This window comes from Streptomyces sp. NPDC088746 (assembly GCF_044751065.1).
In the GTDB taxonomy this organism is placed as follows: Bacteria; Actinomycetota; Actinomycetes; order Streptomycetales; family Streptomycetaceae; genus Streptomyces.
Genome location: NZ_JBIVLA010000003.1, coordinates 685643 through 699626, shown reverse-complemented (window position 1 = coordinate 699626; position 13984 = coordinate 685643). Strand labels below are relative to the sequence as shown.

General features: G+C 70.7%; 15 protein-coding genes. 12 read left to right on the top strand and 3 right to left on the bottom strand.

Features of this window, described 5'->3' with window-relative positions; translation table 11 throughout:
- The first annotated feature begins 11 nt into the window (after positions 1-11).
- From ACIP63_RS17585 to ACIP63_RS17565, 5 genes are read left to right on the top strand one after another with little or no spacing between them, the layout of a single operon-like run.
- Positions 12-1529 (top strand): ABC transporter substrate-binding protein, encoded by a 1518-nt coding sequence (locus tag ACIP63_RS17585; RefSeq protein ID WP_401516502.1) that lies wholly within the window; start codon positions 12-14, stop codon positions 1527-1529.
- Entirely contained in the window at positions 1529-2494 is a 966-nt protein-coding gene (locus tag ACIP63_RS17580; protein ID WP_401516500.1) for an ABC transporter permease, read from the top strand. Before ACIP63_RS17585 ends, ACIP63_RS17580 begins: the two co-directional genes overlap by 1 nt.
- On the top strand, positions 2491-3369 hold the full coding sequence (locus ACIP63_RS17575; RefSeq protein ID WP_401516498.1) for an ABC transporter permease: 879 nt from the start codon (positions 2491-2493) through the stop codon (positions 3367-3369). Before ACIP63_RS17580 ends, ACIP63_RS17575 begins: the two co-directional genes overlap by 4 nt.
- Positions 3366-4166 (top strand): ATP-binding cassette domain-containing protein, encoded by an 801-nt coding sequence (locus tag ACIP63_RS17570; protein ID WP_401516496.1) that lies wholly within the window; start codon positions 3366-3368, stop codon positions 4164-4166. The genes ACIP63_RS17575 and ACIP63_RS17570 overlap by 4 nt, the downstream gene beginning before the upstream one ends.
- Positions 4163-4930 (top strand): ABC transporter ATP-binding protein, encoded by a 768-nt coding sequence (locus ACIP63_RS17565; protein WP_401516494.1) that lies wholly within the window; start codon positions 4163-4165, stop codon positions 4928-4930. The genes ACIP63_RS17570 and ACIP63_RS17565 overlap by 4 nt, the downstream gene beginning before the upstream one ends.
- Before the next feature lie 148 nt (positions 4931-5078).
- Here the strand turns inward: ACIP63_RS17565 and ACIP63_RS17560 are convergent, their stop codons facing one another.
- Positions 5079-5651, bottom strand: coding sequence for a hypothetical protein (locus tag ACIP63_RS17560; protein ID WP_401516493.1), 573 nt, complete (start codon positions 5649-5651; stop codon positions 5079-5081).
- A complete protein-coding gene (locus ACIP63_RS17555; RefSeq protein WP_401516491.1) occupies positions 5648-5998 on the bottom strand; it encodes a hypothetical protein in 351 nt (116 codons plus the stop codon). Before ACIP63_RS17555 ends, ACIP63_RS17560 begins: the two co-directional genes overlap by 4 nt.
- A 231-nt stretch (positions 5999-6229) precedes the next feature.
- On the opposite strand from ACIP63_RS17555, the gene ACIP63_RS17550 reads away from it, so the two are divergent.
- Positions 6230-6523, top strand: coding sequence for a hypothetical protein (locus ACIP63_RS17550; protein WP_401516490.1), 294 nt, complete (start codon positions 6230-6232; stop codon positions 6521-6523).
- 119 nt (positions 6524-6642) lie between these two features.
- Here ACIP63_RS17550 and ACIP63_RS17545 read toward each other — a convergent pair whose 3' ends face one another.
- The gene (locus ACIP63_RS17545) at positions 6643-7686 is read right to left on the bottom strand and encodes a LacI family DNA-binding transcriptional regulator (protein ID WP_401516933.1); all 1044 of its coding nucleotides are present in this window, start codon (positions 7684-7686) and stop codon (positions 6643-6645) included.
- A 294-nt stretch (positions 7687-7980) separates the two neighbouring features.
- Between ACIP63_RS17545 and ACIP63_RS17540 the strand changes: the two genes are divergently transcribed.
- The 6 genes from ACIP63_RS17540 to ACIP63_RS17515 all read left to right on the top strand — a co-directional run bounded on the left by ACIP63_RS17540 (position 7981) and on the right by ACIP63_RS17515 (position 13982).
- Positions 7981-9129 (top strand): Gfo/Idh/MocA family protein, encoded by a 1149-nt coding sequence (locus ACIP63_RS17540; RefSeq protein WP_401516488.1) that lies wholly within the window; start codon positions 7981-7983, stop codon positions 9127-9129.
- Positions 9126-10049: a PmoA family protein gene (locus tag ACIP63_RS17535; RefSeq protein WP_401516486.1), complete on the top strand. Its 924-nt coding sequence runs from the start codon at positions 9126-9128 to the stop codon at positions 10047-10049. The genes ACIP63_RS17540 and ACIP63_RS17535 overlap by 4 nt, the downstream gene beginning before the upstream one ends.
- Entirely contained in the window at positions 10001-10771 is a 771-nt protein-coding gene (locus tag ACIP63_RS17530) for a cupin domain-containing protein (protein ID WP_401516484.1), read from the top strand. Before ACIP63_RS17535 ends, ACIP63_RS17530 begins: the two co-directional genes overlap by 49 nt.
- Positions 10772-10852: 81 nt before the next feature.
- Positions 10853-12184 carry an ABC transporter substrate-binding protein gene (locus tag ACIP63_RS17525; protein WP_401516482.1) on the top strand — a complete coding sequence of 444 codons (1332 nt, stop codon included), beginning with the start codon at positions 10853-10855 and terminating at the stop codon, positions 12182-12184.
- Entirely contained in the window at positions 12181-13149 is a 969-nt protein-coding gene (locus tag ACIP63_RS17520) for a carbohydrate ABC transporter permease (RefSeq protein ID WP_401516480.1), read from the top strand. Before ACIP63_RS17525 ends, ACIP63_RS17520 begins: the two co-directional genes overlap by 4 nt.
- Complete coding sequence (locus tag ACIP63_RS17515; protein ID WP_401516478.1) at positions 13146-13982, top strand: carbohydrate ABC transporter permease; 837 nt, start codon at positions 13146-13148, stop codon at positions 13980-13982. Before ACIP63_RS17520 ends, ACIP63_RS17515 begins: the two co-directional genes overlap by 4 nt.
- The last annotated feature ends 2 nt before the right edge of the window (positions 13983-13984 follow it).

The window sequence follows — 13984 nt, the reverse complement described above, 5'->3', positions numbered from 1 at the left end:
GCCCTCACCCCATGAGCACCAAGAAGAACGCCCTCTACGGCACCGCCTCCGCCGCCGCCCTCGCCCTGACCCTGACCGCCTGCGGCGGCTCCGGCGGGTCCAGCGCCTCGGGCGGCACCTGGGACAAGGACGCGGTCGTCAACATCGGCTCCCTCTACGAGCCGCAGAACCTCGACAACACCGCGGGTGGCGGCCAGGGAGTCACCGAGGCGCTCAACGGCAACGTCTACGAGGGTCTGTTCAGGCTGACCGACGACGGCAAGGTCGACGAGCTCCTCGCCCAGGACCACGAGACCAGCGCCGACGGCCTCACCTACACCTTCACCCTCCGCGACGGTGTGAAGTTCCACAGCGGCAAGGAACTCACCAGCCAGGACGTCAAGTACAGCCTGGAGAAGGTGCTCGCGGACGACTCGCAGTCCGCCCGCAAGAGCAATCTCGAGGTCGTCAAGGACATCGCCACCCCGGACGCGCGGACCGTGAAGATCACGCTGTCCAAGAAGTCGATCTCCTTCGTCTACAACCTCTCCTACGTCTGGATCATCAACTCCCAGGCGAAGAACCTGAAGACGACCGAGGACGGCACCGGCCCGTACACCCTGAACAAGTGGACCCGTGGCTCCGCGCTGAGCCTGAACCGCTTCGCCGGTTACTGGGGCGACGCCGCCGCCAACAAGCAGGTCGTCTTCCACTACTACAAGGACGCGACGGCGCTGAACAACGCGCTGCTGACGAACGCCGTCGACGTGGTCACGAGCGAGCAGTCGCCCGACGCCCTGGAGCAGTTCAAGAGCAACGGCGACTACAAGGTGAACGACGGCGACTCCACCACCAAGCTGCTGCTGGCGTTCAACGACAAGGCCAAGCCCTTCACCGACGTCAAGGTGCGCCGGGCCGTGTCCGCCGCCATCGACGACAAGAAGCTCCTGGAGTCCGTCTGGGGCGGCTACGGCAAGCAGATCGGCTCGATGGTGCCGCCCACCGACCCCTGGTACGAGGACCTCACCGACGTCGACGCCCACGACGTGACGAAGGCCAGGAAGCTGCTCGCCGAGGCCGGTTACGCCAAGGGCTTCAGCTTCACCCTCGACACCCCCAACTACGACCCCCACCCGACGGCGGCGACCTTCATCAAGTCCCAGCTCGCCAAGGTCGGCATCACGGTCGAGATCAACACGATCACGCCGGACGAGTGGTACACGAAGGTCTACAAGAACCACGACTTCACGGCCACGCTCCAGGAACACGTCAACGACCGCGACCTGGTCTGGTACGGCAACCCCGACTTCTACTGGGGCTACGACAACCCGCAGGTCAGCAAGTGGGTTGAGCAGGCTGAGGAAGCCTCCACCACCGCCGAGCAGACCGAGCTGCTCAAGAAGGTCAACCGGCAGACCGCCGAGGACGCCGCCAGCGACTGGCTGTACCTCTACCCGCAGATCGTCGTCGCGAACAACACGCTCTCCGGCTACCCGCTCAACGGTCTGAACTCCCAGTTCTTCGCCTACGACATCAAGAAGACGGGCTGATGGCTCGCTATCTGCTGCGCCGGCTCGCCTTCCTCGCCGTATCGCTGGCCCTGGCGAGCGTGGTGCTGTTCGTGCTGCTGCGCATGCTGCCCGGCGACCCGGCCAACGCGCTCACCGCGGTGGGCGCCGGCCCCGAGCAGATAGCCGCGGCCCGGCACTCCATCGGTTCCGACCGCCCGCTGCCCGAACAGTTCACCCACTGGCTCGGGCAGTTGGCGAGCGGCGACCTCGGTACCTCGTTCGTCAGCTCGCTGCCCGTGGGACCCGAGGTCACCACCCGGCTGGACGTCACCGTGCCGCTCACCCTGGCCGCGTTCGTCCTCGCCGTCCTGGTCGCCGTACCCGCGGGGTTCGTCGCCGCGTACAAGCGGCACACCTGGTACGGCGCGCTGCTCAGCGGCGTGTCCCAACTGGGCATCGCGATACCCGTGTTCTGGCTCGGCATGATCCTGATCGCGGTGTTCGCGCTGAACGCGGGCTGGCTGCCGTCCGGCGGGTTCCCTCAGGACGGCTGGTCCGACCCCGCAGAGGCGTTCCGCGCCCTCGTCCTGCCGGTCGTGACCATCGCCCTCGTGATGAGCGCGTCCCTGATCCGCTACGTCCGCTCCGCCACCCTCGACGTCCTCGGCAGCGACTACCTGCGGACCGCCCGCGCCCTCGGCTCGTCCTTCGGGCGCGCCATGTGGCGGCACGGTCTGCGCAACGGCGCCGTGCCGGTGATCTCCGTCCTCGGCATCGAACTCGCCTCGACGCTGCTCGGCGCCGTCGTCGTGGAGTCGGTGTACGCGCTGCCGGGCCTCGGCTCGCTGCTCGCCACCGGCATCGCGCAGCACGACTACCCGGTCATCCAGGGCGTGCTGTTCGTCTCCACCCTCGCGGTGCTGGTGATCGGCTTCGTGGCCGACCTGGTCCAGCGGATCATCGATCCGCGGCTGCGCGGCCGACTCTCGGGAGGTGCCCGATGACCGGCACGGACCTGCTCACCCCCACGAAGCCGCCCATGAGGCCCTCCGCGAAGCCGCGCTCACGGCGCTCCGCCACCCTCACCGTCGGGTGCGTACTGGCCGGTCTGATCGTCCTGCTGGCCGTGGTGTCGTTCTTCTGGCTGCCCTACGACGCCGAGGACACCTCCGGCGGACGGCTCGCCGGGCCCGGCGGCGGTCACCTGCTGGGCACCGACAAGCTCGGGCGCGACCTGTTCACCCAGGTGATGACCGGCTCCCGCATCGCCGTCGAGGCGGGGCTCGGTTCGGTGACGGTCGCCGCCGCCATCGGGGTCACCCTGGGAGTGCTCGCGGCGTTCGCACAGGGCTGGATCGACGACACGCTCTCGGCGTTCCTCGACATCCTCATCGCCTTCCCGACGCTGCTGCTGGCGATGCTCATCGTCGCCGCACGGTCGGCGACGCTCGGCTCGGCGGTCCTTGCGATCGGCCTGGCGCAGAGCGCGGTCGTGGCGCGGCTGGTGCGCATCCTGGTCAAGCGGGTCCTGGCCCAGGACTACATCACCGCCGCCCGTACCTCCGGCACCTCCTGGCCGCGCACGGTCCTCTCCCACGTCCTGCCCAACATCTGGCCCACACTGGTGGTCAACCTCGCCCTGCAGTTCGGCCTCGCCGTGCTCGCCGAGGCCGGGCTCTCCTACCTGGGACTCGGAGCGCCGCCGCCCAACGCGTCCTGGGGCCGCATGCTCCAGGAGGCCCAGGCCACCTTCACGACGGCGCCGGCCGGCGCGCTCGCGCCCGGCATCCTGCTCGTACTGCTCGTCATCGGTGTGAACCTCGTCGCCGACGGCCTGCGTGACACCCTCGACCCGGCCACCCGGCGGAGGCGCACGTGACTCTCCTCGACGTACGCGGACTGACCGTCCACGCCCCCGACGGGCGGACCCTGGTCGACGACCTGTCCTTCGCGGTGGCCGGGGGTGAACGGCTCGGTCTCATCGGCGAATCCGGCTCCGGCAAGTCTCTGACCACGCTCGCCGTGCTCGGGCTGCTGCCCGACGGCATGACCTCGGCCGGCAGCGTGGAACTGGCCGGGACGCAGACCGTGGGCGCCGCCGAGAAGCGGCTCACCGCCGTACGCGGGCGGGACGCGGCCGTGGTCTTCCAGGAGCCGCTGACCGCACTGGACCCGCTGATGCGGCTGGGCCGCCAGATCGCCGAACCGCTCGCCCGCCGCACGGGCCTCAAGGGAAAGCAGCTCCGCGGGGCCGTGCACGCCGCCCTCGAACAGGTACGGCTGCCCGAACCCGACCGCATCGCCCGCGCCTTCGCGCACGAGATCTCCGGCGGCCAGCGTCAGCGCGTCGCTCTCGCGATGGCGCTGGCCTGCGAGCCGAGGCTGCTCATAGCCGACGAGCCCACCACCGCCCTGGACGTGTCCGTGCAGGCGGAGATGCTGGAGCTGATCGACGGCCTGGTGCGGGAACGGGAGATGGCCGTGCTGTTCGTCAGCCACGACCTCGCCGTCGTGGCCAGGGTCACCGACCGGGTGCTGGTCATGAAGGACGGCCGGGCCGTCGAGCAGGGCGCGGTCCACGACATCGTGCGCGCGCCACGCGAGGAGTACACCAGGGCTCTGGTCGCCAGTGCCCGGAAGCTGGAGTCCGCCCTGGACCTGAGGAGCCCGCGATGACACCGGTGCTGGAGCTGAAGGACGCCGCGGTGCGCTACCGGGGGGCCGCCTCCGACGTGGTGCGGGACGTGTCCCTCGCCGTCGAGGCGGGCGAGAGCCTCGCACTGGTCGGCGAGTCCGGCGCGGGCAAGACCACGCTGCTGCGCCTGTTGCTGGGGCTGGCCCGCCCCACGGCCGGTACGGTCCGATTCGACGGCGCCGACCTGAACCCGCGCGACCGCGAGCAGATGCGCCGTTTCCGGCGCAGCGTGCAGTGCGTCTTCCAGGACCCCTACTCCTCGCTCGACCCCAGCCGGAAGGTCGGCGCGATCGTCGCGGAACCGCTGCGCTCCCTCGGGCTCGCCACCCGCTCCGCTGCGGCGCCCCAGGTGGCCACGGCGCTGGAGCGCGTAGGCCTCGAGGCGGACGCCGTCGACCGCTACCCGCACGAGTTCTCAGGCGGCCAGCGCCAGCGCATCGCCATCGCCCGCGCCACGGTCTGCGATCCGCGCGTCCTGCTGGCCGACGAACCGGTCAGCGCGCTGGACGTCACCACCCGGGTGAAGGTCGTCGACCTGCTGGCCGAGCTGAAGGAGGAGCGGGGGCTGACGCTGGTGATGGTCTCCCACGACCTGTCGGTCGTGGCCTCCTTGTGCGAGCGCACCGCCGTGCTGGAACGTGGCCGTGTCGTCGAGCAGGGAGCCACCTCCCAGGTGCTCGGTGAACCCGCGCACTCCTACACCCGCCGGCTGATCGAGAGCGTGCCGCGACTGCCGGCGGTGTGACCGGCCCGCTCACACCGCTCAGGTCAGGAGCCGGCGTGGCCGGGCTGACGTCGCTTCCGTCCTGGACGTGATCTCCCCGCGTGATCGCCGCGGGGCACGGGGCCGGCTCCGGGGGGCAGTCGGCGCGTCCGCCGACTGCCCTGCCGACTCATCGCATTCCCGGCCCGCGGCTTCCGGCTCGGTCCTTCGCGATGTTTTGTATCTTCTTGGTGCTGCCCGACTCGGCGAGCAGGGCCAGTACCGCCGGTGACGTCGACTCCGTGGCGAGGACGCGCTGCATCCAGTCCGTGACCTTCGCCAACTCGGCCGGCGTCGACACGTGACCGTCCTTGACGGACAGGTAGAACAGCCAGTCGTCCATGCGGCGGCGGATGAAGTCGCGATACCCCTCAGCCCTGAGCCGGCCGATCTCCGGTAGCAGTCCGGCCGACCACCGCCGGAACTCCGCGGGGCCGGTCACCTTCATCGCGATCCGGTCCACGAGCTCGACCACCGCGGTCTTGGACACCATCTCGACGGGATCGCGCAGGATCGTGGCCACCACCTCGCGGTCCCGGTCGCGGCTCCGTGAGGCAGCGGTCACCGAGACGACGCGTCGGTACGCGGGCGATCGGACGTGCTCGTCCGCGACGGCGTCATCGACGTCCACGTCGATGACGCCGGCCCCCGCCAGCAACTCGGCGACATCGGAGCGCCATGTCAGCGGTCCACCAATGGTCACAGGGGTGGTTCCCGGCGCCCTGGCGCCGCTCCCGCCGGCTGTGCTCCTGGCAGGCCGAGGAGACCCCGTGCCACGACCTCCACGGGCTCGTCGCGCTCCCTGGCCAGAGCGATCACGGCCCGGCAGGCGAGCTCGTTGATCCCGAAGGCCAAGGCGTCGGGCGCGACCCAGCCCGCCGCGTCGTCGAGGCGGTCCGTGTCCTCCTCGGCGCTCGCGGTCACGTACGTCGCGGCGGCTTCGAAGACGTTGTGCCGCGGCCGGGCCGGGTCCCGTGGCGGGACGGGGACGGGCGGGTGGGCGGTGAAGAGTTTACGGAGAGGGGCGAGCGCACGACGAACGGCGATCACGTGAAGCCACCTTCCCTGAGCCGGTGCGGCCGGCGTCGTAAATGCCGCGTGCACACCAAGTGTGCCATCGGGCGAAGGAGTTCGGACAGATTCACGGCGACGCCGGACGCCAGGTCGCCGGCCCGGGCTTTCCGGTCCACCGCATTCACTATTCGTGCGATCGTCGATACTTTGCGTGATGACAGTGGGTCGTTGCAGACACGGCCCGCGGTATCGGAAGGAACGACGCGCATGAAGAGACACAGGGCGACAAGCCTGGGGGTGTTCGCGGCCGCCGCGGCGCTGGCCTTCACGCTCCAGGGTTCCGCATACGCGGCCGAAGGTGTACTGGTCATCAACGGTGGTGAGTACAAGGACCCGTCCGGCTGCTACTCGGTCAAGTGGTATCCGTCGTCGGTGACCAACCACACCGACGCGATCGCCGAGGTGCACTCAGGTCCCGACTGCACCGGACTGGTGGAGGAGCTCGTCCACCCGGGCGTGACGTACCACTCCGAAACCGCGGGAAGCGTCTTCATCCTCTGACGTCTTCATCCTCTGACGTCCGGACGGCCACCCGTCGGCCTCGTGGTGTCCACGGCCCGCCGTGTGCCGACGGGTGGTCCGTGAGGGGGGTGTGTGCCCCCGGCCTTCGGCTGCCCCGCTCACGGTGTCAGCTGTCTTCGTACGCCGTCGGTGGACTCCCGTGCTTCCAGCCGGTGCGGGGCCATGTGCACCTCGAACGGCAGCGGGGCCTCCGAACGGATGCGTGTCGCCAGGCACTTCACCGCCAAGGCTGCGATCGCGGCCTTGTCCGGTACCACCGAGGTGAGGGACGGCGTGCTGTAGAGCGCCTCCTCCGAGCCGTCGATGCTCGCCACCGCGACGTCCCCGGGGACGCTCATCCCCGCTTCGTACAAGGCCCGCTGTGCTCCGACCGCCAGCGGATCGCTGAAGCAGAACACGGCGTCGGGCCGCACGCCGGCCGGCAGGGAGGTGAGCGCGCGCGTGGCCAGCAGGCCGTTGCGCCGGTCGAACTCCCTCACCGGGGGTGCCAACCGGGGATCGAAGGTCAATCCCGAGTCGTGCAATGCCTGTTGGAACCCTTCGAGGCGCTGCCGACTGGTCGCTGACCCCTGGGCGTCCACGCCCACGGCGGCGATCCGGGTCCGTCCCAGGCCGGCGAGGTGCGCGGTCGCCTCACGGGCCGCCGCGACGTTGTCGATCAGGACGTGGTCCGCCACGATCCGGTCGCCCCCGTAGTTTCGCTCGCCCAGCAGTACCAGGGGGAACTCGCTGGCGACCGGGGCCAGCTCACCGAGCGACACATGCAGCGGTGACAGGATCATCCCGTCCAGGAGCGAGGCACCGACCCCCGTCGCCAGGCGCAGCTCCTCCGTCGCGTCCCCCAGGGTCTCCTCGATCAGGACCGTGAGCTCCGACGCCGCGGCCTCCGCCCTGACGTGGTGGGCCAGCTCCGCGAAATAGGGCGTCGCGAGATCCGGGACGGCGAGCCCGATCAGGCCGCTGCGTCCCGTCCGGAGGCGGCGCGCCGTCGGGTTCGGGCGGTAGCCGAGGTCGCCCACGGCGCGCATCACCCGTTCCCGGGTGGCTCCGGACACCCGGGGGGCGCCACGTACAACGTTGGACACGGTCTTGATCGACACCCCCGCGCGCTCCGCCACGTCCTTGAGCGTCACCGCTGCCACCGACCGGCCTCCCTCGTCGTCATTCACCGGATTATGCAGGGGCTGTCGCGCGGTGTCAGGGCTCGGAGCGGATCTCGAGCCCGTTGTGTCCGATGGGTTGACCTCGGAGACTCACAGCGGTTACAACGTTGGAACACGTCGGCGACGGCCATGACAGCAAACGCTTTCTATCGGTCCGCCGTACGGCTGCGGCGCGCGGTCGGCCGCCCTCACCAGGGCCGCTGCCCGGGCCGGCTCGTCACTACGGCCCAAGGCCCGTAGTGCTCCGCCCACCCGCCTCACGAGAGGGTCTGTATGTCCCCGCACCGTTCGAGCGCCCCGCTGCGCACAGCCGTGGTCGGCACGGGAGGGATCGCGCGCTCCACTCATCTGCCCGCCCTTCGGGCCCTGGCCGCAGAGGGCGAGGTGGAGGTCGTCGCCGCGGTCGACGTCGACGGGAACACCGTCCGGCTGCTCGCGGACGAGGCCGGAATCCCGTACGCCGGCACGGACCTCGGCGCCATGCTCGCCGAAGTGCGTCCGGATCTCGTGGTGCTGTGCACGCCGCCGGCCGTACACCGGGAGCAGTCCGTCGCGGCGCTGAAGGCCGGCGCCTGGGTGTGGTGCGAGAAGCCGCCGTGCCCCTCCCTCGCCGACTTCGACGCGATCGAGGCGGCGGAGAAGGGCGGTGACGCGGACCCGTACGCGGCCATCGTCTTCCAGCACCGCTTCGGTTCCGGTGCGCGTCACGTCCGGCGGCTGCTGCGCGGCGGTGCGTTCGGCCGGCCGCTCGTGGCGCACTGCCAGACCACCTGGTACCGGGACGCGGCGTACTACGCGGTTCCGTGGCGCGGCCGCTGGGCCACCGAGGGCGGCGGCCCCGCCATGGGGCACGGCATCCACCAGACCGACCTGCTGCTCGATCTGATGGGGCCCTGGGCCGAGGTGCGCGGCATGGCGGCACGACTCGTGCACGACGTGGAGACCGAGGACGTGTCCACCGCGCAGATCCGCTTCGAGGGCGGAGCCGTCGCCACCGTCGTCAACAGCGTGCTCAGCCCCGACGAGGTCAGCCGGATCCGCATCGACTGCGAGAAGGCCACGATCGAGCTCACCCACCTGTACGGCTACCGCAACGCGGACTGGCGCATCACCCCGGCGCCCGGAGTCCCCGAGGAGACCGCTGCGGCCTGGCAGGACTTCGGCGCCGACGAGCCCAGTTCGCACGTCGCCCAGCTGCGTGCCCTGGTCGCCGACATCAGGGGCGGACGGCGTCACCCCACGAGCGGCGCAGGCGGCCGTCAGACGCTCGAATTCATCACCGCCCTGTACAAGTCCGCGTTCACCGGCACACCCGTGCGCGCGGGGGACATCGGCCCCGGCGACCCCTACTACACCGAGCTGCACGGCGGTGCCCCCGGCTGGGCGCCGGCCACCGCCCGTAAGGAAGAGGACCACGTATGACGCTCTCGCTGACCCACGCCCACGGGGACCGGATCACCGTCGCGCACGAGGCGACCGGCACCGAGCTGTTCGCCTACGTGTACCGCCCCGAGGCCCCATGGGAGGCGCCCAAGCCCTACCTGCACCCGGTCAGGACCCTCTCCGGCGGACTCGTCACGGACTACCGGCCCAACGACCACCGGTGGCACAAGGGGCTGCAGCTGACGGCCTCCCACCTGTCGGGGCAGAACCTCTGGGGCGGCAACACCTATGTGCACGGCGAGGGATACCTCGCACTGCCGGAGAGGATCGGCTCGATGGCCCACGTGGCCTTCGGCGAGGTCTCCGCGGCGGGTGACCGGGCCGTCATCGCCGAGCGGCTGACCTGGCACCCGCACGACGGCGAGCTGTGGGCCGAGGAGGAGCGCCGCATCGAGGTGTGCGACGTCGACGCGGAGGCCGGCAGCTGGACGCTCGGCTGGACCTCGTCGGTCACCAACCGGCGCGAGGAGCCGCTGCGTTTCGGCAGCCCCACCACCCACGGCCGGCCCGCCGCCGGATACACCGGACTCTTCTGGCGCGGCCCCCGCGCCTTCCGCGACGGCAAGGTCTTCACCGCCGAGCGGGACGGCGAAGACCTGATGGGGAGTCAGGCGCCCTGGCTGGCCTACGTCGGTGAGCACGACGGCCGTGACGGCCACGCCACCGTCGTCTTCGAGCACGCGCCCGCCAACGACCACGCGGGCGACAAGGGGACCCACCCGGCTCACTGGTTCGTGCGCAGCGCCCCGTTCGCAGCGGTCGCGCCGTCCTGGGCGTTCCACGAGGAGCTGGTCCTCGCCCCCGGCGACACGCTCGACCGGAGCTACCGCGTGCTCGTGGCCGACGGCGCATGGGACCGCGAACAGATCGCCGCACACCTGGAGGCGCAGACGTGGTGAGCGCGACGTACGACGGGTTCCCGGCGGCGGTCGGGGTGTCACGGCTGACCGTCTACGACTGGCCCACCGTCGAGGGCCTGCCCGGCGGCGGCACCCCCCATCTGCACCTCACCTGCAGCGAGGGTTACGTGGTCACCGCCGGCCGGGGCGCCGTGCAGACGCTCACCACCACCGGCTTCCAGGAGACGCCCCTGGAGGCGGGCTCCGTCGCCTGGTTCACGCCCGGCACGATCCACCGCCTGGTCAACGAGGGCGGTCTGGAGATCGTCGTGGTGATGCAGAACAGCGGTCTGCCGGAAGCGGGGGACGCCGTCCTCACGCTGCCGCAGGACCGCCTCACCGACCCCGGCACCTACGCCGACGCGGTCCGTATCCCGGCCGACGTCTCCGAGGCCGAGCAGGCGGACGCCGCCCGTGCCCGCCGGGATCTGGCCACCCGCCGCTTCCTGGAGCTGCGCGAGGCCACCGAGGGCGGCGACCCGGAACCGCTCGCGGCCTTCCAGCGGGCGGCCGCCGAGCTGGTGCGGCCCCGCCTCGACGGCTGGGAACAGCGCTGGCGGGACGGGGCGCACGCCGCCGCGGCGGCCACCGGGGCCCAGTTCGGCGCCCTGCGCGGCGGGGACGGGCGGTACCTGGCAGACGCACGGGTCACCTCGACCGGCCCCACCGCACGCGGACGCTTCGGCATGTGCGGCCGCCTGGACGTCTACCCGGGCATCTGACGGAACCCCGTCGCCCGGACCGGGGCCCGGCAGCACGCCCGGGCCCCTCCTCCACCCGTGTCCCACCCCTGGAAGGCCCCCATGCCCGAGCCCCGAAGCGGCCGGCACCCGAGCCGCCGGGCCGTCCTGGCCGCGGCCGGCGCCGGTCTCGGCACCGCACTGATGGCCTCGCTCACCGCGTGTTCCGCCGGGAGCGGCGGCAGCTCGGAAGGAATCACCCTCACGTTCTCCTGGTGGGGCAACGACGACCGTGCCTCCCGCACCGTGCGGGCCGTGCGGCTCTTCGAGAAGGAACATCCCGGCGTCACCGTGCGGACCTCCAACGGCGACTTCGGCTCGTACATGCAGAAGCTGGCCACGCAGGCGGCCGGGGGCGGGATCCCCGACGTCGCCCAGCTCGACTACCGCCAGATCTCCCAGTACGCGGGCGGCGGCGCACTCCTCCCGCTGGGCGACGCCATCCGGGGCAGCACGATCCGCATCGCCGAGATGGACCCGGAGTTCGTGCGTACGGGCACCTACGAGGGCGAGCAGTACGCCCTGCCCGCGGGCCGCGGCATCACCGGATACGCCTACGACTCCGCCGTCTTCGAGAAGGCCGGCGTCCCCGCCCCCCGGCCGGACCGGACCTGGGAGGAGTGGGCCGAGACGAACAGGCGCATCGCCGCCCTCGGCCTGAAGTCCCCCGACGGCCGCCCCTTCGTGGGCACCAACGACGGCGGGGTCAACGAGGACGTGTTCGAGACGTGGCTGCGCAGCCGCGGCGGGAAGCTGTACGCCGGCCGGACCGAGCTCGGCTTCACCGAGGACGAGCTCACCGACTTCTGGACCCTCTGCGACGAACTGCGCCGGGAGGGCGCCGCCGCCCAGGCCAAGGACACCGTGCAGGCCAACACCACCGAGACCAGCCCCATCGGCCGCGGTCTCGCGGCCTCCGACTTCACCTGGGACGCGCCGTTCCCCGGCTACCCGGCCCTCCTCGGTGACCGGATCCGCTTCGGGCCGACCCCGTCGACCGACGGCCGCCAGGGCTCGTACTTCAAGCCCTCCATGCTCTTCGGCGTCGGATCGGGCACCGAACACCCCAAGGAAGCAGCCCAGTTGGTCGACTTCCTGCTCAACGACCGGCGGGCGGGGGACATCCTCGGCTTCACCCGGTCCACTCCGCCCAACAGGGTGGTCGCGGGCCGTGTCGCCAAGACCCTCAAGGGCGCGGAGCTGGAGATCTACCGGTACGCGCAGGAGATGGAGAAGTACGGCCTGGACGCCCCGCCGGCCGCACCGCCGCGGGGCGACATCGCGATCCAGAACGCCTTCAAGCGCCAGTACCAGCGCGTGGCATACGGGCTCGCCACACCCCGGGAGGCCGCGCGTGAACTCATCGACGAGGCGAACAGGGAGCTGAGGTCATGAGCGCCGTCTCGACCGACACGCCCGCGTCCACCGACCGGACGACGCCCCCGGAACCGCCGGAGAAGCGGCGCCGCCAGGTACGCGAGAAGCAGTGGCCCGCCTATGTGTTCCTCTCGCCGTGGATGATCGGCGCGGGCATCCTGACCCTCGTGCCGATGGCCGTTTCCCTGTACCTCTCCTTCACCGACTACAACCTCTTCGACGCGCCGCGATGGGTCGGCCTGCGCAACTACACCGAGATGCTCACCGAAGACCCGCGGTACTGGCGTTCGGTGGGAACCACCCTGCTGTACGTCGTGGTCGCCGTCCCGCTGAAACTGGCCCTGGCCCTCGGGGTGGCCATGCTGCTGAAGAACCTCGGCCGGGGCCGTGCCTTCTACCGCTCCGCGTTCTACGCGCCGTCCCTGCTCGGGGCGAGCATGTCCATCGCCCTGGTGTGGAAGGCGCTGTTCAACGACGGCGGCTCGGTCGACGGCGTGCTGGGCGCGATCGGCATCGACCTCGGCGGCTGGGTCGGCAACCCCGACCTGGCGGTGTTCGCCGTCGTGCTGCTCACCGTGTGGCAGTTCGGCGCACCCATGGTGATCTTCCTGGCCGGTCTGCAGCAGATCTCACCCGACCTCTACGAGGCGGCGGCGCTCGACGGCGCAGGCCGGTGGCGGCAGTTCGTCTCCATCACCGTGCCGATGCTCTCCCCGGTCGTCTTCTTCAACCTGGTCCTGGAGACCATCCAGTCCTTCCAGGTCTTCACGCCCGCCTTCGCCATCAGCGGCGGCGACGGCGGACCGGCGGACTCGACCATGTTCTACACGCTCTACCTGTACGAGCGCGGCTTCACCGCCTCCCACATGGGCTACGCATCGGCCATGGCCTGGCTGCTGCTCATCGCCATCGGCCTGGTCACCCTGATCCTGTTCCGGACCTCCCGGTCCTGGGTCTTCTACGCGGACGAGGAGGGACGATGAACATCGCCACGAAGCGGTGGCTGCCGCACACGGCCGCGGCAGTGAGCCTTCTCGTCCTGCTGTATCCCCTGGCCTGGCTGCTCGCCACGTCGCTCAAGCCGGTCGACGAGGTGGTCACCAGCCTCGACCTGTGGCCGAGCCATCTCGAGTGGTCCAACTACACGACCGCCCTCGAAGGTGTGGCGGGCGTCTCCGTCACCAGGCTGCTCGGCAACACCCTGATGATCGCGGGCGGCGCCGTCCTCGGCAACGTCCTGTCCTGCTCGCTGGCCGCCTACGCCTTCGCCCGGATGCGCTTCCGTATGCGCAAGGGGATGTTCGCCTTCATGGTGGCGACGCTGATGCTGCCGCACCACGTCGTGCTGATCCCGCAGTACATCGTCTTCAACCAGCTCGGCCTGGTGGACACCTACTGGCCGCTGATCCTGCCCAAGTTCCTGGCCACCGAGGCGTTCTTCGTCTTCCTCATCGTGCAGTTCATGCGCGGGCTTCCCCGCGAGCTGGAGGAGTCCGCCCGCATCGACGGGTGCGGGCCCTTCCGCACCTTCTGGTCGATCACTCTGCCGCTGAGCCGGCCCGCGCTGATCACCACGGCCATCTTCACGTTCATCTGGACGTGGAACGACTTCTTCACCCAGATGATCTACCTGTTCGCGCCGGAGAAATTCACCATCACCCTGGCCCTGCGCAGCTTCGTCGACCAGTCCAGCACGTCCGCGTACGGGCCGATGTTCGCCATGTCGGTGATCTCCGTGCTCCCGATCGTGCTGTTCTTCTTCGTGTTCCAGCGCTACCTGGTGCAGGGCATGGCCACCTCCGGGCTGAAGGGCTGAAC